We start from the raw sequence: 18,947 nt of genomic DNA, 5'->3' as shown, positions 1-18,947 counted from the left end.
CATGTCGAAGCATTTCGCCTGCGCGCTGACCCATGTGCGGCATGAGCACTACTTTCTTGAGAAATGGATCGACTATTACAGCCCCATCGTTGGCGGGCGGGAGCATTTGTATGTCGTCATCGATGGTGATGATTGGGAGCCGCAAGTCGACCTGACCGGGATCACGACCGAGGTCATCCTCGACGCGCCGCGCCGGCGCATCAAGAATGACCAGTTCATGGCCAAAGCCATGTCCGGTCGCGCCAATCGTCTGCGCAAACGCTATGACCATGTGATCCGTGGCGATGTGGATGAATATGTCGCCATCGACCCCGAAAGCGGCCTGGACTGGCCAGATGCGATGTTTGAGCTCGGCGAAGACGGTTACGTTTTTGCCCTTGGCTGCGATGTCGTGCAGGCGCCGTCTGAAACTGCGCCGGTTGATCGGACAAAGCCCATCCTTGGGCAACGTCAGGCAGGATTCATCGCAGACCGCTATTCAAAGCCTTTCGTGATCAGCCGCTGGTCCAACTGGGCCGGTGGCGCGCATCGCCTTTTGAACCGCAATGTGAAGCTGTCCGAGCATTTCGTGCTGTTCCACCTTGCCCTGGCCGATGAGACCCTGGCCCAGGAGCGCATGGAGGCCCGTGGTGGCACCACCCAGCATCGCAGTTTCGTAGGCCACCAGACGGATCGCCTGAATGCCATAGGCAATGATGATCTGGCAGACACGCTCGATTGGGCAGAGGCCCGCAAAATCGGCTTGGCCGAGTTTCCTGTTGAGCCTGAAACAGGTGAACCGGCCCCTCGCCCGCGCCCATCCCGCGACCCGCGCAATCGGGAGCAAGGCCTGCCCGTTCAAATCCCTGAGCGGTTCCACGGGCTGCTTTGATCTGATGGGGTTTACCGTCGCCACGATCGCCAAGGAACCCTGGCCCATTCTTGAGCGGTTCTTGACCTGGCATCTGGATCAGGGCGCAGACCGGGTCATCCTGTACCTCGATGATCCCGACGACCCGGCCCTGCCCCGATTGCAGGGCGATCCACGGATCGACCCACGCCCCTGCACCCCGTCCTTCTGGTCCTCGTTGAACCTTGCCGCGGATGCACGGTTCACGCGCCGCCAGCGTCATGTGCTGGGGCAGGCCTATGCGCAGACCGAGGATGGATGGCTGCTTGTCCTCGACGCGGACGAGCTTGGTCTGGTTCCAGGGCCGCACAATCCCCGAGGCCTTGGCGACGCTTCCAGATGACGCGCAAAGCCTGCGTGTGCGCAGCGCGGAGCAGGTGATCCTGCCTGACGGATCAGATGGCTTCCGCATGCCAATTGAACGCAAGGCCGTGAACCGCGTCTACGGGTCGGACGCTGATCTGCTGCGCATCCGGTTCGGCCTTGTCTACCACCCCGAAGGAAAGAGCTTTCACCGTGCGGGGCAGACGGGTTTAAACATGAAGCTTCATTGGGCCGAGGATGCAGCGGGTGAACGCACGCTGGGGCCTGTCTGGGGCCCGCAGGAACAGGCGCATCTGATGCACTACGCGGCGCCAGACTATGACAGATGGCGCGCCAAGGTGTCGTGGCGGCGCGGGGCGCATGGCTTCTCCAAGCCCGTGAAGGAACGGCTGGACGAAATCGCAACGCAATCAGATCCCGAACCGGGTTACCGCGCCTTGTTCGACACCCTGCACCACTTGACGGCAGACACGGCAGACCGGCTAGAGGCCGAAGGCGGCCTTCTGCGCCACGGTCCGAAAGTCTAGGCGATGGGCGTGCGCACCATCGTCACCATGATGAAGGACGAGGCGCCATTCCTGCTGCACTGGATCGCTCATCATCGCCTGATCGGCTTCGACCGGATCATCGTCTTCACCAACGATTGCAGCGACGGCACCGATGCGATGCTCGACCGTTTGCAGGACATGGGTGAGGTCATGCACCACCCCAACCCGGTGCCGGACGGCGGCAAACCGCAGCCCTTGGCGTTGCGCCGCGCCGACAAATTGGACGCGGTCGCCGCCAGCGATTGGATTATCACGTTGGACGTTGATGAATATCTTCTCGTCAAAACCGGCGCGGGCCATCTCGACGACTTGTTCGAAACAATGCCCGATGCCGATGGCTTTGCGATCACATGGCGCATGATGGGCTCAAACAGTCGCGTGGATTGGACCGACCTGCCAGTGACGCAGGCCTATGGGCGGGGCGCGCCCGACCTGTTTCGCAAAGGGTGGGGGTAAAGACGCTTTTCAGGCCGTTTGACAACATGAAGCTCGGCATCCATCGCCCCACGGTTAAGGGCAAGGACAAGTCCGCGCTGACGCATCGGCATTGGGTCAACGGCTCTGGCAAACCGATGACTGACGGTTTCAAGCAAGGCATGTGGCGGTCGTCCCTCGCAACGCTTGGATACGCCCATACTGAGATCGCCCATTTCGCCACGCAGTCGCAGGAGGCGTTCCTGCGGCGGGCCGCACGGGGGAATGTGAATGCCAAGCCAAACAAGTACGATGCCACATATTTCGGTATGTTCGATCGCAACGAAACCGAGCAGTCGGGCCTCCTGCGTCAGGCCGAGGCGACGCAACAACGGGTCGCCGGATATTTGGCTGATAAGCAATTGGCCGACCTGCAAGACAAGGCCGATGCGTGGCATCGTGACCAGCGCTCAGCCCTACGAAATGACCCACACTTCGCGGCACGGCTTGCGGCGTTGCAGACGGCCAGCCAGATACCTATTGATGCGCTCGACGACGTTCTCTTCACGCAACCCCTTGCTCCGGCTGGCAAGCAATTGGTGGCCAAGCTGAAGGCCCAGGGCCTGCCAGACGCACAGATCGCGCGAACAGTGGCCCATGCGGTGTCCAAGATCGAAGCACAACGCGATGCGGCTGATGCGGCCGAACTTCGCGCGCAAGGCGTAGAGCCCGATTACGGCGACTGGGGCTGACTGAAATACGGGACGGCGGGAGGGGCGATGTGCCTTTGGCACAAGCGTCTCCCCGTCCCTCAGTTCGCCTTTTCCGGCGGCGGGCCAGGCAGGGGAAGGATCGGCACCCCGTCTTCAATCAGCGACTTGGCCTCCTGCGCATTCGCCTCGCCGTGGATCGCCCGTTCCGGTACATCTCCAAGATGCATGGCACGCGCTTCCTTGGCAAAGGCCCCGCCAACATAGGTCGAGTTCTTTTCGACATGCTCGCGCATCTGGCGCAGCACGGCCTCGGCAGGATGGGCCGGCTCGGACAGTGGCCGATCGGTCATGGGCATTTCGCCAGACGGCGCGGCATCCTTGCCCTTCTTGGGCACAGGCGGCGCCATCATCGCCTTTTGCACATCCGCATGCCCGCAGATCGCGCACGATACCATGCCCTTCGCATGGAGCGTGTCGAACGCATCGGCGGACTGGAACCAGCTTTCAAACCGGTGCCCTTCAGCGCATTTGAGGGTGTAGCGTATCATCGTTTTACAGATTTATGCGTTTCCAGGACGGCTTCAAGCCGCCAGATCAACGCAGTCGCTCCAACGAGAAGGAGCGGATCAATTGCTTCAAATCTCGCTCTTCCACCTTGTTTGCGGCCTTTTTCAGGCTCATCCACTTTCGGCGACGCTGTCCCGCCTCGGGAAACTCATCGGCCAGTTCGCGCACGCGGATCGGAAAAACAGCAACAATGATGGGCAGAGTCTCTGCCTCGCTCATCCATTTGTCATAGGTGTACAGCCCCAGGCAAATGTCATGCACATCGCCGCGCGCGCCGGCCTCTTCCCAGACCTCCTGCGCCGCAGCTTCGGCCGGTGTCATCCGGTCCATCGGCCATCCCTTGGGCAGGATCCATCGCTTTGAGAAGCGTGACGTGACCAACAGCACCTCAATCACCTTCTCGCCACCCTTCTTTACGGTGCGATAGGGCAGGCCCGCAAATTGCGTACGCGGGTCGCGTTTGGACCCGGAGCGCAGCCGCAGGGGCGGCTGATCAGCGGTGAAGGTTTTATCGGCCATGGCGCCTGTTTACATGGGGCGCGCGCGCTTGCAATCACGCAGGAAGGCCTGCGCTTGACGAGGGCGCAGATTGGCGTAGCTCTGTGGCCAGATGACCGCGCCGCCCCGATCACGTCCGCTGTTTCTGGGATCAGAAATCTACCGTGGCTCCAGCTATGGGGAATGGCACCCGCTGCGTGTCCCGCGCGTCCCAACAGTGATGGACCTCTCCCATGCCATGGGATGGTTGCCACCTGAGCAGTATCGCAACTCACCACGAGCCAAACCTGCGGCGCTCCATGTCTGGCACACGCCCGACTACATTGCGGCCTTGCAACAGGCTGAGGCTGAGCAATCCGTCAGCGACGCCGTGCGAAGCCGGCACGGCTTGGGAACTGTGTCCAACCCCATCTATCCAGAGATGTTCCGTCGCCCCGCAACCGCGGCTGGGGCCTCTTTGCTGGCAGGGGAATTATTGCGCCACGGGGGCATCATTTACCATCCCGGCGGGGGCACGCATCACGGTTTCCCAGACCGTGCGGGCGGGTTTTGCTACCTCAACGACCCGGTGCTTGCCATGCTGTCCCTGCGCCGCAATGGCGCCCGACGGATTGCGTACGTGGATATCGATGCCCACCATTGCGATGGTGTCGACCATGCCTTTGCGGGCGATACCGATACGCTTGTGATTTCAGTGCACGAAGAACGGCGTTGGCCCTTTACCGGTACACTGGACGAAGATGGCGGCGGCAATTGTCTGAATCTTCCGGTGCCACGCGGGTTTAATGATAGCGAAATGGCTTTGATCCGCGACCGCCTGATCCTGCCCGCTTTGGCCCGGTTCGCGCCCGATGCCATCGTCTTGCAATGTGGGGCGGATGCGGTGACGGAAGATCCGCTCAGCCGCTTGACCCTGTCAAACAACGCACATTGGGCGGTTGTGCGGAGCCTTATGGACCTGGGCGCTGACCGCCTCTTGGTGCTTGGGGGCGGCGGCTACAATCCCTGGTCCGTCGGGCGGCTTTGGGCAGGCGTTTGGGCGACGCTCAATGGATATGAGATCCCGGAGCGGGTCACTGCCCAGGCGGAGGCCGTTTTGCGCGCTTTGCGGTGGGAGAAGGCCCAAGGTGGACGCAATCCGCCAGAACACTGGTTTCAAACACTGCAGGATGCGCCGCGCCCGGGGCCGATCAGCGCCGCAGTACAGGGCAGGCTGGAGGTTCTGACAGCGCGCCTCAAACGGCAGATTATTTCCGATAGAATTTATCAGGATTGACATTTCCGACTCATTTTATCAGAAATGAGGGTAGGAGATGATCCAGCAGGGAGATCTGCCATGACATACCAAGCCAGAATGACCGAACCCGACACAACACCGCCGATCCAGACCCGCCCCACAGCGCCCCTATATGATGCGCACCGGTTGGTGGGCGCGGATCACACCGCGCTAATCGTGCTCGACGACAAGACCTACACCCTTCGCATCACGCGCGCAGGCAAGTTGATCCTGACGAAGTGAAGTTTTGACCTCCCAGCCACCCAGAGGCCAGGCATGTCCAAGAAACGCTCAAACGCCAAAGTACCCAGCCCTTGCATCGACGTCTGCAAGTTCCGTAGGGGCGGCCACTGCATTGGTTGTTCCATGACGAAGGCGCAGAAGTCGTTGTTCAAAAAGCTGAAAAAGCCTGCACACCGCTCGGCCTTTGTTGAGATGCTCAGAACGCAGCAGGCGAGCATGGGCAAGTATGCGCATTGGGCGCCAGAATACGCTCGCAAATGTTTCAAAAAGGGCGCCAAACCCCCGTTTGAGGATCTGGCGAAGGTGGGTTAACGGCTCCTGTTCGGACTTGCACCGAATGCGCAAACCCTTCTGGCGTTTGCCAGATTTCAGCGCAGATGAGCGCGCAACATCCAAGCGAATTTCTCATGCGTTTGACCACGAGCGATACACAAGTCTTCGGTCAGCGTATCTCCATGCTCGGCTGCCAGCGCACCTGCAGCCCCAAGCGTCGCCGCCAGCGTCTCTTGCGCCACTTTCAGAGCCTCCACCATGGTCCGGTCATCGGCATGCCCGTCATGCTCAACCACCTTGGAACGCGCGACCATGGCCGCCAGCGTCCCTTCAGCATGACCGTCCAGCGCCTTGATCCGCTCGGCCAAATCGTCCTGGGCCACGAAGTGATCTTCGTAGATTTCCTGAAACAGGGCATGCAATGGGCCAAATGCCATGCCGGTCACGTTCCAGTGGAAATTCTGCGCAAGCATTGTTGTAACAGCCGTTTCCGCAACGGCTTGGTTCAGCGCTTCACAGATTGCAGCTTGTGCATTGGGGCTGAGATCGGCGGCAGGTTGCATGGTTGTCCCTCCAGAAAGTTACATCGGATGGCTGGCATATCTTCAACGGCGGCTGGCCATGTTTTTAGATATGCCGCGCGGCTCACTTGTCTGAGACTCGCTCTAAAAACCATTCAGGCAGCCTGTTGCGGCACCGGCTGTGCAAGGCATTTGCCAAGCGCCGTCAGCAAAAACGCGATGTTGCGGCGGGCATGTTTCGGCACACGACGGCCCAGAAGAAAGGTCAGACTATCCGTGTCGCCCCGCTGCGCCGCGCCAATCGCGGACAGCAGCCAACGCTCATCAAAGCTGAGCTCATCCGCGGCCGGCTGGTAAAGGCGCAGGCGCGGCATATCCCCCTGCCCCGAAAAGCTGCTGAACAGCGCTTGTGCCAGCGCTTCGGCCTCTCGTCCCGGATCGACCGACAAAGCGGCGCAGGCTTTGAACAGATCGCCACGGGCCCGACACCGATTGCGTGCCGCCGCAACGCGCAAGAATGACAGTGGTGAGCGATCGTTCGTCTCTGCGGAGGGCGCAAAAATGTTGAACTGCGCGTGAGCTTGCATGTGGAATCGCATCCTGAGTGTTATACTCAGGTAATCATAGTTCAAGACAAGGACAAGGTCTCAGAACACCAGCCGCCAGACGTTATTGGTGCCCGCTTCGGCCAAAAGCAGTAATGCGAACGCAATTCGCCACGGCCAAGATTGGACACGCCGCCACAGCACGATGACAAGAACACTACACGCCGCCAACTCCAGCGGCCCGATCCAACCTGCCCCATGCCGGCTGTCCCAATAGCTGAAGGGGCTGTCAAACACCCAATCGCTCAGCGGCCAGAAATGCGGCCGCCCGTCGCCCGCATGAAGCGGCAAATCGAACGCGATATGTAGCAGGGCGGCGCCCGCAAAGGCGATGACAATCGGCCAATGCCGCCATGCGGCCACGGCCAGAAGCAGGCCCCATAGAATCAGCGAATTGTCGATCGCAAAGACGGTCTGCCATGTGTCCGAGAAGTACAATTCGTCGAAAACGACCCTGGGTTCTGTACCCAAGATCAGCAGGTGCCAACCGACCATCACGTACAGCGACAGATCGGGCACCATGGCGCCCACCAAGGCGGCGGTCAGCGTCCAGCGATGCTTGGGTCGGCCAAAGGCCGCAGCACCAAAGATCAGATGGGCAGGTGTGTTCACCCGCAGACGTGCTCAGACAAAAACGAACTCGATGGTGTATGGCTGAGGCCCCGCCCAATCCGTGTGGACATAGACATAAAGCTGGCCGTTGATCGTGTGGAAACGCACGTCCTGGTAGGTGCCTTGCGTGTGGGTCGTGCTCAAGAAAACGTTTCCGTAAAGGATGCGGACGCGGGCCTGCTGACCGGGACGGACGGAAAGATAATAGCATTGCGACTGATAGGGGTTCGCTTGGCCATGCACCGCATGAGCATAAGCGCCGGACGGGAATTGGACGGTCTGGCAGCCATGACCTGTGGCCTGGACAGGTAGCGGGGCAAGAGTGGCTGCGACGGCGGAGAGCGCAAGCGCTCCGGCAGCGAGAACAGATCGAAACATGGGGGCCTCATGGAATGCAGCTTCAGGTTGAATGACGCCACTATACCGCGAATGCCGGAATTCCCTACGTCTGTTTTCAAGGCCGTCGGCCCGCGGCGGGTGTTATTCGACCCACACCGGCTCAGGTTGCACAACGGGCTGACTTGTTTGCGCGCAGAGCCCCCCAAAGCGCGCTTCGGCTTCGGTCACCGACATGACCCAATCCCCGCAAGAAACGCAGATCCGTCGCGACTGGATCGCATCCCACGCTTCCGGGAAGGTTTCGAGCGTGAACCCGGTACTGAAATCCGCTTCATTCTGGACCCTCCGGCGACTATCGGCAATCGCGCTGGCCGGATCCCAGTTGTAGAAACCGCCCGCAGTGCGGGCCTCGACCATCACAAAAACGCCCGGATAGTAGCAACCTGCATCCTCATCGTCGATGAAGGCCTGGCCGTAGAAAACCGTCGTTATTGTCGTGCCGCCGTTCATCTCCCTGGCCACGCCCAGGGGGTAATCCTCCAGACGTCTGGCCCCATAGGTCAGCACAAAACTGTCGGACGGGCCGACGCGCGGAATGCCAGACCCGCCTGCCGCAACAGTCCCATTGCCCGCATTGCCGCCGGCAACCGGCCCGCTCGCACCGGCCTCCGCCGCGGCATCCAACGCCGAGGCCAGCCGCGCCAGCCGCTCGGACGGCAAGCCGTTCCGTTCCGCGAGAGTGTAGTAATAGTCGGCGGGCGCGAAATCGGCGGACACGCCCCCCGCCCCTCGGCGTAGATCAGCGCCAGTTCCCGCGCGGCGGAGGCGTGCCCCTCCATTGCTGCGCTTTCCAGCCAGCTCAGCCCGTCGCCAAGGCTGCGCGTGACCCCATTTTCTCCATAAAACGTATTGAGCCCATGGTTATACATGCCCACCGGATAAAGCATGTTCGCACTGTCGCGGTACAGATCGCCCGCAAACGCGGTATCGCGGTTCATCGACAGGTTCGGGCAGCTGTCAGGATGATCATGCAGCCAGGCCAGATTGTTGATCGCCACCGGCTCCATATTGTCGAGCGCGGCTTCCCGCAATTGCTCCAACGCCTGCCGCTCGCCGTTACAGGCCCGGTCGGTGATGGCGTTGTAGTAATCGCGCTGCTGCTGCCAGGCTGCAGAAAGGCGGTCCGCATTGGCAGGCAAGCATAGGACAAATGAAAGCGGGATGGCCGCAATGAAGGTCGTTTTCAATGTCATGGCAAAATCGTCTAGTTGGTTCCGTAACCAAAATCGTAATCTCGGCCCGACATCCAATTCAAGAAAAAGCCCCGGAAGAACCGGGGCTTTTCTGTTTCCATTATGGAGACGGCTCAGTCGATCTTCGGCAAGAGCGTATCGATGGAGGCCTTCGCGTCGCCGTAGAACATCCGCGTATTCTCTTTGTAGAATAGCGGGTTCTCGATGCCGGAATAACCCGTGCCTTGGCCGCGCTTGGACACGAATACCTGCTTGGCCTTCCAGCATTCCAGAACCGGCATACCGGCGATGGGGCTGTTGGGGTCGTCCTGTGCGGCCGGATTCACGATGTCGTTCGACCCGATGACAATGGCGACGTCCGTATCGGGGAAGTCGTCGTTGATCTCGTCCATCTCCAGCACGATGTCGTAGGGCACCTTGGCCTCGGCCAGCAGCACGTTCATGTGGCCCGGAAGACGGCCCGCAACGGGGTGGATCGCGAACCGCACCTCCTTGCCCGCCGCGCGCAGCTTGCGGGTCAACTCCGCGACGCCCTGCTGTGCCTGTGCCACCGCCATGCCGTAGCCGGGGATGATGACGATGCTGTCGGCCTCGTTCAGCGCCGTGGCCACACCATCGGCGTCGATGGCGACTTGCTCACCTTCAACCGCCATTTGCTCGCCCTGTGCGCCACCGAAGCCGCCGAGGATAACCGAAACGAAGCTACGGTTCATGGCCTTGCACATGATGTAAGACAGGATCGCACCCGAGGAGCCGACAAGCGCACCCACAACGATCAGAAGGTCGTTGCCAAGTGAGAAGCCGATGGCCGCCGCCGCCCACCCCGAATAGGAGTTCAGCATCGAGACGACCACAGGCATGTCCGCCCCGCCGATCCCCATGATCAGGTGATAGCCGATGAACAGCGCCAGAAGTGTCAGCAGCACAAGCGTCCATCCGCCTGACCCGCTGAGGTACATGATCAGCAAGATCACCGACAGACCCGCCGCCGCCGCGTTCAGCATGTGACCACCCGGAAGCTGGATCGCGCCCGTGTCGATCTTGAATGGCAGCATGGAGGACGAGCCGCTGAGCTTGCCATAGGCTACGACCGACCCGGTGAACGTCACCGCGCCAATCCAGATGCCAAGCGCCAGTTCCACGCGCAGGATGCCGATCTCAACGCCCGTTTTCTTGCCGATCAGTTCGCCGAAGTTGGAAAGCTGCCCCAGAAGCGCATAAGCCATATCGCTCAGCGGGCCTTCGGGCTGCGGGAACGGCAGATCGTTGGCGGCAAATTCTGCGGCAACGCGGCCAATCTCGATATGCGCGTTGAAACCTACGAAGACGGCCGCCAGACCAACGAGCGAGTGCATGATCGCCACAAGCTCGGGCATCTGCGTCATCTGCACCTTGGTCGCCAGCTGGTAGCCCACGGCCGCCCCACCCGCGATCAGGACGATCGACATCAGCCACAGGCCCGATCCCGGCCCGATAAGTGTGGCAACAACCGCAATGGCCATGCCCACGATGCCGTACCAGACGGCTCGCTTCGCGCTTTCCTGCCCCGAAAGGCCACCCAGCGAGAGGATGAAAAGAACAGCCGCTACGGCGTAGGCGGCAATTGTAAATCCGAAGTCCATTGTCCCTCTCCCTCGCTTACGATTTCTGGAACATGGCGAGCATGCGCCGTGTCACGAGGAAGCCGCCGAAGATGTTCACGGCGGCCATGAAGATACCAAGCGCGGCCAATATCGTGATGATCACGCTGCTTGAGCCGATCTGCATCAACGCCCCCAGGATGATGATCGACGAGATGGCGTTGGTGACGGCCATCAGCGGCGTATGCAGCGAATGTGCCACGTTCCAGATCACCTGGAAGCCAATGAAGACCGACAGAATGAACACGATGAAGTGCTGCATGAAGCTCGCCGGCGCGATCAGGCCAACACCCAAAAGCAGGGCAGCACCCACACCGATCAGGATCACCTGGTTCTTGGTCTGTGCCTTGAACTCCGCCACTTCCAACGCGCGTTTTTCCTCGGGCGTCAGTTCGGGCGGCGGTGCCGCCTTCGGCTGAGCCGCAATGGCGGCCACCTTGGGTGGCGGCGGCGGGAAAGTGATCTCACTGTCAAAGACCGCAGTGGCGCCGCGGATCACATCGTCTTCCATGTCATGATTGACCGTGCCGTCCTTTTCAGGCGTCAGGTCGGTCATCATGTGGCGGATGTTGGTTGCGTAAAGCGTCGAGCTTTGCGCCGCCATCCGGCTGGGGAAGTCGGTATAGCCGATGATCGTCACGCCATTGTCGCTGACGATCTTCTCATCTTTCACCGTCAATTCGCAGTTGCCGCCGCGCTCAGCGGCCAGGTCCACGACGACGGAGCCGGGCTTCATCATCTCGACCATGTCCTTGGTCCACAGCACCGGCGCATCGCGGCCCGGGATCAGGGCGGTGGTGATGACGATGTCCATGTCCGGCGCGATCTCACGGAACTTCTCAAGCTGCTTGGCCTGGAATTCCGGGCTTTGCGGCGGCGCATAGCCACCCGTCGCCGCGCCATCGGGCAGTTCGTCGTCAGAGAATTCAAGGAAGACGAACTCCGCGCCCATCGATTCAATCTGCTCGGCCACTTCCGGACGCACGTCAAAGGCGTATGTGATCGCACCCAACGACGTAGACGTCCCAATGGCCGCCAAACCGGCTACACCCGCACCGACCACCAGGACCTTCGCAGGCGGCACCTTGCCGGCAGCGGTCACCTGACCAGTAAAGAAGCGACCAAAGTTATTGCCCGCCTCGATCACCGCACGGTAGCCCGCAATGTTGGCCATGGAAGACAGGGCATCCATCTTCTGCGCCCGGCTGATCCGCGGCACCATATCCATCGCGATCACATTTGCGCCCTTGGCGCGCGCGCTTTCCATCAACTTCTCGTTCTGACCGGGGTAGAAGAACGAGATCAACGTCTGCCCCTCGCGCAGGCGTTTCGCTTCAGCCGTGGTGGGTGGGCGCACCTTCGCAACGATATCGGCGGCCTTCCACAACGCGGCGGCGGTCTTCACAACCTCAACGCCGGCATCCTTGTAGGCGGCGTCCGAGAACCCGGCAGCGGAGCCCGCCCCAGTCTCGATCACGCAGTCATATCCCAGTTTCTGAAGCTGCAACGCGGAATCTGGCGTCATCGCCACCCGCGCTTCATCCGCCTCAATCTCCTTCGGAGCCCCTATTTTCACTGGCTTTCCCCCGTCTTTGTGGTGGTCGCTCACCATGCATACCGGCGCCCAATAGCAAGGCGCGCGGCGGTCCACAACGGGCATATACGCACAGATGTTGCGTGTGCAGCTGTATACAATTTCCATTCGTTTCGCTGTTGCCGCTAACAGCCGGGTCGCTAGGCTGCATGGAAATCGGAGGACACATCATGGAACATGCAGGACGTCACGCACTCGTCACCGGCGGCGGTACGGGCATCGGGCTTGGCATTGCCCTGGGTCTGGCCGAGGCCGGGGCCGATGTGACGATCACCGGTCGCAATCTTGAGCGCCTGGAAGATGTCGCATCGCAGCACCCGCGTCTGCACCCGCTCCAGATGAACGTGGACGAGGTCACCAGCGTGCACGATGGCATCGCCGCAGCGGCCCAGGCGCGCGGCCCCATCGCCATCTGCGTCGCCAATGCCGGCATCGCCGAGCCTGCCCGCTTTGTCAAGGAAACGCCCGAACACTGGCGCGCCATCATGGCCACTAACCTGGATGGTGTCTTTCTGACGTTCCAGGCCGCCATGGCCACATTGGGGCGCGAGGATTGGGGCCGCATGATTGCCGTCTCTTCCATCGCCGGGCTGCGCGGCCTCAAGGGCGCCATTGCCTACACCGCCTCCAAGCATGGGGTGATCGGCCTGATCCGGGGCCTGAGCGAGGAATATATGGGCTCAAACATGACCTTCAACGCACTTTGCCCAGGCTATGTCGACACGCCAATCGTGGATCGCAACGCGGCCCAGATTGCCGCGCATCAAGGCATTTCCGAGGAGGAAGCGCGCGGCTATCTCGCCCGTGGCAATCGTCATAAACGACTTCTTGAAACGAAGGAAATCACGGCAACCGCCCTTTGGCTTTGCTCAGATGCTGCGCGCTCTGTGAACGGGCAATCCATCCAGATTGCGGGCGGCCACATGACCTGAACCGGTTTTCCCCTGCTTTTCCGGGGGTTGGCGCGCTCGGTATACAATTGCACCCAATTAACCCGTTATAAACATTAGATTTTCCGGTTTACACCGCCGCTACAGCGCCTATGTGTGCCCTCAACACGCATCTGGCACGAAAGCCCAAAGGCCTATGCCCATCGAAGACCATCCGCTGCGCTACCAGCTTGCCAACGAGCTGCACGCTCGCCCCTTCCCGTCTGTTTCCTGCCCCGGCCAAGCGGTCTATCTGGCGGTCAAGCAGCCCAAAGAGGCGGCCAAACGTGACCGGGCCGTGGACCGCGCGCATCTTCTTGCATTGCTCGACCGCTTCGGCGCGCAGCACCCCAGCCCGGACGCCACGCACTACTTTGCGCAACTGGGCCGCTTTCACCTGAAATGGGAAAGCCACACCGAGTTTGTGACCTACACCGCCTTTCTCGAAAACGGCGCAGACCGCCCATTCGACCCCACCGCGTGGGAAGTGTTTCCCGAAGACTGGCTGGCGGATGCCCCTGGCGCACGCATCACATCGGCCCATATTCGCTACGTCGAAGCGCCGAAGGATGCAGGTGAGATTGCCGAGCAACTCGCCGAATGGTTCGTGCCCGAAAGCCTGACCGCCGCACGGGTGCTTGATGACAGCGCAATCATTGCAGGCGATTTCCGTATCGACAGTGCCGGTCATATGCGTTTTGCCGTCTTCACCAGACCCGATACCGGGAACCGTCGTATTGGACGGATCGTGCAGCGCATTTGTGAGATTGAGACCTACAAGTCGATGTCCATGTTGGGCTTCCCCCGCGCCCACGAGATCTCGCGTCGCATGGGTGAGATCGACGCAAGCCTGTCCACCCTGGTGGGTGATCTGACGGGCGATCTTCGGAAGCCCGATGAAACACTGAATGACCTGCTTCTTGCCGCAGCGGAATTGGAAAAGCTGCAATCCGAGTCCGCCTTCCGCTTTGGGGCGACGGGGGCATATGAGGCGCTGGTCAATCAACGTATCAAAGTCTTGCGCGAAGAACGGTTCGAGGGGCGTCAGACCTTCGGTGAGTTCATGATGCGCCGTTTTGATCCCGCGATGCGAACGGTCAAGTCCACCGAGGCTCGTCTGCAAAGCATGACGGACCGCGCCATTCGGGCCGGTGATCTGCTTAGAACGCGGGTGGATGTGGATCGCTCCGCCCAGAACCAGCAATTGCTGGAATCGATGGATGCACGCTCGGACCTTCAGCTGCGATTGCAAAAGACGGTCGAAGGCCTGTCGATTGTTGCCATCAGCTACTATGCGCTTAACTTGGTGGTCTACCTGATCAAACCCCTGGCCGAGCCTTTGAATGTGTCGGAAACGGCCCTAACGGCGGCCGCTGTCTTGCCAGTGGTTTTCGTCGTCTGGCTCATCGTGCGCTCGATCCGGCGCAGCATCGAGAAATAGTCAGCCGTCGCGCAGCGCGCGACGCAGGATCTTGCCCGTTGCTGTCATCGGCAGGCTTTCGGCACGTACGATCCGGCGTGGCACAACATGTGCCGAAACCTTGTCGCGAACGAGCATTTGCAATGCCTCATCCGACACTTCCGCACCGGCGCGCAGGACGACATGGGCAACCACGATTTCTGTGCGGATCGGATCTGGCGCCCCCACCACCGCCGCAAAACGCACGTCGGGATGTGTGCAAAGGGCTTGCTCAATTTCTACAGGTCCAATGCGGTAGCCGGCAGACGTGATGACATCATCATCGCGCGCGTGGAATACCATCTGCCCGTCGCCGCGCAGCGTCGCCAGATCGCCCGTCCGCAGCCAGCCGTTCACAACTTTCTTCTCCGTCGCCTCCGGCTTTTTCCAATAGCGCAGCATCATCACTGGGTCCGGTGCGCGAACGCAGACCTCGCCGACCTCACCCGCACCTACAGGCAGGTCCTCCGGCCCGAGAACGACCACGTGGTGCCCCGGCACAGGCAGACCCATCGCACCTGGCACGCGTTCCATCACCCCGTCGCACGCCGCGACCACCAGATTGGCTTCGGTCTGGCCATAGAATTCGTTGATCGGGCACATTAACGTGTCGCGTGCCCAATCGCATAGATCTCCTCCCAATGCCTCTCCGCCCGATCCGATAGCCCGCAGGCAACGCCCTCCATCACCCCCACTGTCCCGCAGCAGCCGCAGCGCAGTCGGGGGCAAGAACGCCACAGTGATCGCCTCTTGCCGTATCAATCCGAAGGCCGCCTCTGGATCGAACTTCGCAAACCGATGCGAGACCAAAGGCACACCGTAGTAGAGGCACGGTATGGCCATATCCATGAGGCCGCCGATCCAGGCCCAGTCTGCAGGGGTCCACCCCACATCGTTTCGGGCCGGAAAGCCGCCGTAAGCAAGCTCCAGGCAAGGCAGATGCCCATACAGGAACCGGTGCGCATGAAGCACGCCCTTGGGATCTCCGGTGGTGCCAGACGTGTAGATCATCACCGCCGGGTCTTCGGCGGAGGTCGCCGCGCGCTGGAAGCCCCGGGCAGAACACGCCATAGCGTCGTCCAGACCCATCTCGCCCGCACGCGGCGTTGTCGACACGATCAAAGGCCCATCGACAACAGCACGAACTTTGTCCTCAAACGCGCCATCCACGATCACGGCCGCAGCACCGCTGTCGGCAAGCCGGTAGCGCAGGGCATCCTCCCCAAAAAGCGTGAACAGAGGCAGTGAGATCGCCCCCAACTTCCACACCGCCAGATGCGCCACCAACACGCGCGGGTTCTGCGCCATCGCAATCGCCACGCGATCGCCGCGCCCGACGCCCTGCCCGGCCAACGCCGCCGCCAGGTTGTCTGAGGCCTGCTTCAACTGCCCATAGGTCCAGACCTCATCTGGCGGTCCGACATGGCGCACGGCAACCTGGTCTGGCACGTCGCACGCCCACCGATCACAGCAGATCTCGGCCAAGTTCATCGCTTGGGGAATAACCCACCCGAACGCTGCCCGCATCGCGGGCCAATCGCCCAATTCCGGGATCAGTCGCCTATTCGGCAATAACGGTCACCGTCGGAAGCCCGGTCAGGTCAAGACCCAGCGCCTGAAAGGCCGCCAGCGACAGGCTAGAGCCTGATCCTCGTTCTCCCCCAGACGGTCGCCCGGTCACTTCGACCGTGGTGCCATTAGGCGCCACAACCGTCACCGTCCGCTCCCGATCGAGCAGCGGCGTCTCAATCCACAAACCCGGCACTGTGGCATCGCCAAGGCTTGCCACCGTGAACCCGCGCACCGCGTCCCCGGCTGCCGTATCGCCTTCGGCCACCGCCGCCGCGCGCACGGACGATTCCGCGGGCGCGATGTCTTCGGCAGCAGCCTCGCCCACCACAGCCTCAGTAATCACTTCACCCGTCGCTTCCGGTACTTCAGGTGCGTCCCTCGCAAACGGGCCAGAGCTGGCCGAGCCGCCCTCAAACAAGCCACCCAATCCACCAGCGCAGCCCGCCAAGCCCAGAACAGCCACACCCAGAACCAAACGTTTCATCTCGCACCTCGTCAAAGCCCGTTGGCTTGAATGCTAAGGGCCACCCGCGCCCCCGCAACCGTGACTTGCCCCAGCGCCCGCCCACGCATACCTTCCGCCCATGACCCAGACCGCCCCGCTCATCGACCCCTTCGCCCGCGCGATCACGTATCTGCGCGTTAGCGTCACGGACCGCTGCGATTTCCGCTGCGTCTACTGCATGTCCGAGAACATGCAGTTCCTGCCGAAGAAAGAGCTTCTGACGCTGGAAGAGCTGGATCGTATGTGCTCCACCTTCATCCGTCTGGGCGTGCGCAAATTGCGTATCACGGGCGGCGAGCCTTTGGTCCGCCGCGATATCATGACCTTCTTCGACGGCATGAAACGCCACCTTGACGCAGGCACGCTGGACGAGTTGACCCTCACCACCAACGGCTCCCAACTCGCCCGCTTTGCCGAGCCACTGGCGAAAGCCGGAGTGAAACGCATCAACGTCTCGCTCGACACTCTAGATGAGGCCAAGTTTGCCGAAGTCACCCGTTGGGGACGCCTGAAACAGGTGCTCGAAGGGGTCGATGCCGCCCAGGCTGCAGGCCTGCGCGTCAAGATCAACGCCGTCGCACTCAAGGGCTTCAACGAAGACGAGCTTTTCACCCTGCAAGAGTGGTGTTCCAGCCGCGACATGGACCTGACCTTTATCGAGGTCATGCCGATGGGCGATCTGGGCAACGAAGACCGGCTCGATCAATATTGGTCCCTGAAGGATTTGCGCGCACGGCTGGCCGACCACTACACCTTGACCGATCTGCCCCTACGCACCGGCGGCCCCGCCCGCTACGTGCAGGTCGAAGAAACCGGCCAGACGATCGGCTTCATCACACCGCTCACCCACAATTTCTGTGAGTCGTGCAACCGCGTGCGCCTGTCCTGCACCGGAGAGCTGTACATGTGCCTCGGCCAGGAAGACATGGCAGACCTTCGCGCGCCCTTGCGTGCGTCTGAGGGTGACGCGCTTCTGGAAGAGGCTATTCGCAGGGCGATTAATCTCAAGCCCAAGGGCCACGATTTCGACTATTCCCGGCAGGCTGTAGACGGCCAGATGAGCCGCCACATGAGCCATACGGGCGGCTGATGCCAGAGCTTTGGGTGCGCTTTGACAAGGACGATGCCGAGATCATGGGCGATGCCTATGTCGACCTGATGATGCTGACGGGCCCGAAATTCGACGCCTTGTTTGTCGCCCATGGGCACAAACCGCTGTTTGACCTGATCGGCTATACACCCGAAGAGCATGAGCTTTTGAACGAGGCAATGCCGGTCGATATGCGCCGTTCCTGGACGCCCTCTGACTCGCCCTGGACAAAGGCTGAGACCGGCCTCGCCATGTGTCGCGCACTGCGCAAAGCCATGGTCGATCGACCGGAGGATTTTGACGATTGGCCGAGTATGGTCGACCACGTGATCGAAACGATGGAACCGTTCGAGGCCGTGCTCGCCCGCGCCGCGGAGCGCGGCGCGCGGTTCCAATTCTGCGCCGATTACTGACACGTGGACCTCACCCCTCCGCCCGAAGCGCCCCTAGGTCGGATGCGCGCCTCCCTCTCGCTTTCCTGTGCCGGCGCACTTGCCCTATTTGCCGTTCTACTCGCCCACGAATTCCTGAGCTTCGGCCCCCGTGGTCACGGGCTCATCAACGCCGACCGCTCCACCTGCCCGGACATTGCCTGCCCCACAACCGGCATCCTCGTTGTTGCCCACATCGCCAAGGCCATCGGCGCGGCGTTCCTGTTCGGCATAATCGGTGCGATCTGGACATTCGGCGTGGCGCGTTTCACGATCACTGCGGCAGCTTTCGCTTTGCAATACGTCTGGTCTCTTGTCGGCATGGCCTCGGGCTACCGCATCCATTTCGGCACCACCTGGGCCTGGTGGGAGCCGTTTGCCGAATTGCTTTGGCATCCGGCCACGACCTTGCTGCTACTGGCACTGGGGCTCGCACTCTGCCTCAGCCTGGACCGCTTCCTGAACCGACCCGCGCAATAGGATCCCGACCGCCCACTGACCGGGCGCGTTCAGACATGAAGGCCTTCCAGCGCGCAAAGGGTCCGGCCGATCGGCAGGTTCTAAGATCAACGGTCATGCGCAACCGCGCGCGCGGGTGTTGGGGTGGGTGTGTGGGCAGCGTCCGCGCGCGCCTCCAACACTGAATTCACGG

25 protein-coding genes are annotated in these 18,947 nt (G+C 61.4%); 13 read left to right on the top strand and 12 right to left on the bottom strand.

Annotated elements, in window-relative coordinates:
* The first annotated feature begins 1 nt into the window (after position 1).
* From ACZ1HK_RS20070 to ACZ1HK_RS20050, 5 genes are read left to right on the top strand one after another with little or no spacing between them, the layout of a single operon-like run.
* Complete coding sequence (locus ACZ1HK_RS20070; protein ID WP_472630179.1) at positions 2 to 871, top strand: hypothetical protein; 870 nt, start codon at positions 2 to 4, stop codon at positions 869 to 871.
* A gap of 4 nt (positions 872 to 875) precedes the next feature.
* On the top strand, positions 876 to 1,232 hold the full coding sequence (locus ACZ1HK_RS20065; protein ID WP_472630178.1) for a glycosyltransferase family 2 protein: 357 nt from the start codon (positions 876 to 878) through the stop codon (positions 1,230 to 1,232).
* Entirely contained in the window at positions 1,177 to 1,740 is a 564-nt protein-coding gene (locus ACZ1HK_RS20060) for a hypothetical protein (RefSeq protein ID WP_472630177.1), read from the top strand. The genes ACZ1HK_RS20065 and ACZ1HK_RS20060 overlap by 56 nt, the downstream gene beginning before the upstream one ends.
* A gap of 3 nt (positions 1,741 to 1,743) precedes the next feature.
* Positions 1,744 to 2,217, top strand: coding sequence for a glycosyltransferase family 2 protein (locus ACZ1HK_RS20055; RefSeq protein ID WP_472630176.1), 474 nt, complete (start codon positions 1,744 to 1,746; stop codon positions 2,215 to 2,217).
* A gap of 26 nt (positions 2,218 to 2,243) precedes the next feature.
* Entirely contained in the window at positions 2,244 to 2,927 is a 684-nt protein-coding gene (locus ACZ1HK_RS20050) for a hypothetical protein (RefSeq protein ID WP_472630175.1), read from the top strand.
* A gap of 59 nt (positions 2,928 to 2,986) precedes the next feature.
* Here the strand turns inward: ACZ1HK_RS20050 and ACZ1HK_RS20045 are convergent, their stop codons facing one another.
* Together ACZ1HK_RS20045 and ACZ1HK_RS20040 are read right to left on the bottom strand one after the other, a co-directional pair.
* Positions 2,987 to 3,436 carry a DUF1178 family protein gene (locus ACZ1HK_RS20045; RefSeq protein WP_472630174.1) on the bottom strand — a complete coding sequence of 150 codons (450 nt, stop codon included), beginning with the start codon at positions 3,434 to 3,436 and terminating at the stop codon, positions 2,987 to 2,989.
* Positions 3,437 to 3,482: 46 nt separating this feature from the next.
* Positions 3,483 to 3,974, bottom strand: a complete 492-nt coding sequence (locus ACZ1HK_RS20040; RefSeq protein WP_472630173.1) for an NUDIX hydrolase — start codon at positions 3,972 to 3,974, stop codon at positions 3,483 to 3,485.
* 91 nt (positions 3,975 to 4,065) lie between these two features.
* Here ACZ1HK_RS20040 and ACZ1HK_RS20035 point away from each other — a divergent pair, with 91 nt between their 5' ends.
* The 3 genes from ACZ1HK_RS20035 to ACZ1HK_RS20025 are packed head-to-tail and all read left to right on the top strand — an operon-like array spanning position 4,066 to position 5,784.
* Entirely contained in the window at positions 4,066 to 5,229 is a 1,164-nt protein-coding gene (locus ACZ1HK_RS20035; protein WP_472630172.1) for an acetoin utilization protein AcuC, read from the top strand.
* Positions 5,230 to 5,289: 60 nt separating this feature from the next.
* Entirely contained in the window at positions 5,290 to 5,472 is a 183-nt protein-coding gene (gene hemP / locus ACZ1HK_RS20030; protein WP_472630171.1) for a hemin uptake protein HemP, read from the top strand.
* 33 nt (positions 5,473 to 5,505) lie between these two features.
* Positions 5,506 to 5,784, top strand: coding sequence for a DUF1289 domain-containing protein (locus ACZ1HK_RS20025; protein ID WP_472630170.1), 279 nt, complete (start codon positions 5,506 to 5,508; stop codon positions 5,782 to 5,784).
* A gap of 56 nt (positions 5,785 to 5,840) precedes the next feature.
* Here the strand turns inward: ACZ1HK_RS20025 and ACZ1HK_RS20020 are convergent, their stop codons facing one another.
* From ACZ1HK_RS20020 to ACZ1HK_RS19985, 8 genes are all read right to left on the bottom strand, one after another.
* The gene (locus ACZ1HK_RS20020; RefSeq protein WP_472630169.1) at positions 5,841 to 6,308 is read right to left on the bottom strand and encodes a Dps family protein; all 468 of its coding nucleotides are present in this window, start codon (positions 6,306 to 6,308) and stop codon (positions 5,841 to 5,843) included.
* A 113-nt stretch (positions 6,309 to 6,421) separates the two neighbouring features.
* Positions 6,422 to 6,853 (bottom strand): hypothetical protein, encoded by a 432-nt coding sequence (locus tag ACZ1HK_RS20015; protein ID WP_472630168.1) that lies wholly within the window; start codon positions 6,851 to 6,853, stop codon positions 6,422 to 6,424.
* 60 nt (positions 6,854 to 6,913) lie between these two features.
* Positions 6,914 to 7,483 (bottom strand): cobalamin biosynthesis protein CobQ, encoded by a 570-nt coding sequence (locus tag ACZ1HK_RS20010; protein WP_472630167.1) that lies wholly within the window; start codon positions 7,481 to 7,483, stop codon positions 6,914 to 6,916.
* Between the two features lie 12 nt (positions 7,484 to 7,495).
* Entirely contained in the window at positions 7,496 to 7,861 is a 366-nt protein-coding gene (locus ACZ1HK_RS20005; RefSeq protein ID WP_472630166.1) for a hypothetical protein, read from the bottom strand.
* A 102-nt stretch (positions 7,862 to 7,963) separates the two neighbouring features.
* A complete protein-coding gene (locus ACZ1HK_RS20000; protein WP_472630165.1) occupies positions 7,964 to 8,344 on the bottom strand; it encodes a hypothetical protein in 381 nt (126 codons plus the stop codon).
* A gap of 38 nt (positions 8,345 to 8,382) precedes the next feature.
* A complete protein-coding gene (locus ACZ1HK_RS19995; protein WP_472630164.1) occupies positions 8,383 to 9,075 on the bottom strand; it encodes an SEL1-like repeat protein in 693 nt (230 codons plus the stop codon).
* Positions 9,076 to 9,188: 113 nt separating this feature from the next.
* Complete coding sequence (locus ACZ1HK_RS19990; protein ID WP_472630163.1) at positions 9,189 to 10,697, bottom strand: NAD(P)(+) transhydrogenase (Re/Si-specific) subunit beta; 1,509 nt, start codon at positions 10,695 to 10,697, stop codon at positions 9,189 to 9,191.
* Between the two features lie 16 nt (positions 10,698 to 10,713).
* Positions 10,714 to 12,291, bottom strand: coding sequence for a Re/Si-specific NAD(P)(+) transhydrogenase subunit alpha (locus ACZ1HK_RS19985; protein WP_472630162.1), 1,578 nt, complete (start codon positions 12,289 to 12,291; stop codon positions 10,714 to 10,716).
* Positions 12,292 to 12,479: 188 nt separating this feature from the next.
* Between ACZ1HK_RS19985 and ACZ1HK_RS19980 the strand changes: the two genes are divergently transcribed.
* Together ACZ1HK_RS19980 and ACZ1HK_RS19975 are read left to right on the top strand one after the other, a co-directional pair.
* On the top strand, positions 12,480 to 13,241 hold the full coding sequence (locus tag ACZ1HK_RS19980) for an SDR family NAD(P)-dependent oxidoreductase (RefSeq protein WP_472630161.1): 762 nt from the start codon (positions 12,480 to 12,482) through the stop codon (positions 13,239 to 13,241).
* Between the two features lie 154 nt (positions 13,242 to 13,395).
* Complete coding sequence (locus ACZ1HK_RS19975) at positions 13,396 to 14,679, top strand: DUF3422 family protein (protein WP_472630160.1); 1,284 nt, start codon at positions 13,396 to 13,398, stop codon at positions 14,677 to 14,679.
* On the opposite strand, the gene ACZ1HK_RS19970 is transcribed toward ACZ1HK_RS19975, so the two are convergent.
* Together ACZ1HK_RS19970 and ACZ1HK_RS19965 are read right to left on the bottom strand one after the other, a co-directional pair.
* Entirely contained in the window at positions 14,680 to 16,188 is a 1,509-nt protein-coding gene (locus tag ACZ1HK_RS19970; protein WP_472630893.1) for an AMP-binding protein, read from the bottom strand.
* Positions 16,189 to 16,258: 70 nt separating this feature from the next.
* The gene (locus tag ACZ1HK_RS19965) at positions 16,259 to 16,753 is read right to left on the bottom strand and encodes a hypothetical protein (RefSeq protein WP_472630159.1); all 495 of its coding nucleotides are present in this window, start codon (positions 16,751 to 16,753) and stop codon (positions 16,259 to 16,261) included.
* 100 nt (positions 16,754 to 16,853) lie between these two features.
* Here ACZ1HK_RS19965 and moaA point away from each other — a divergent pair, with 100 nt between their 5' ends.
* From moaA to ACZ1HK_RS19950, 3 genes are read left to right on the top strand one after another with little or no spacing between them, the layout of a single operon-like run.
* Positions 16,854 to 17,864: a GTP 3',8-cyclase MoaA gene (gene moaA, locus ACZ1HK_RS19960; protein WP_472630158.1), complete on the top strand. Its 1,011-nt coding sequence runs from the start codon at positions 16,854 to 16,856 to the stop codon at positions 17,862 to 17,864.
* Entirely contained in the window at positions 17,864 to 18,277 is a 414-nt protein-coding gene (locus ACZ1HK_RS19955; RefSeq protein WP_472630157.1) for a hypothetical protein, read from the top strand. Before moaA ends, ACZ1HK_RS19955 begins: the two co-directional genes overlap by 1 nt.
* Before the next feature lie 3 nt (positions 18,278 to 18,280).
* Positions 18,281 to 18,775 (top strand): hypothetical protein, encoded by a 495-nt coding sequence (locus tag ACZ1HK_RS19950; protein WP_472630156.1) that lies wholly within the window; start codon positions 18,281 to 18,283, stop codon positions 18,773 to 18,775.
* Positions 18,776 to 18,947 lie beyond the last annotated feature (172 nt).

The sequence above is a fragment of the Gymnodinialimonas sp. JB5-7 genome (assembly GCF_055693405.1).
This window is presented reverse-complemented; position numbering and strand designations above follow the sequence as displayed.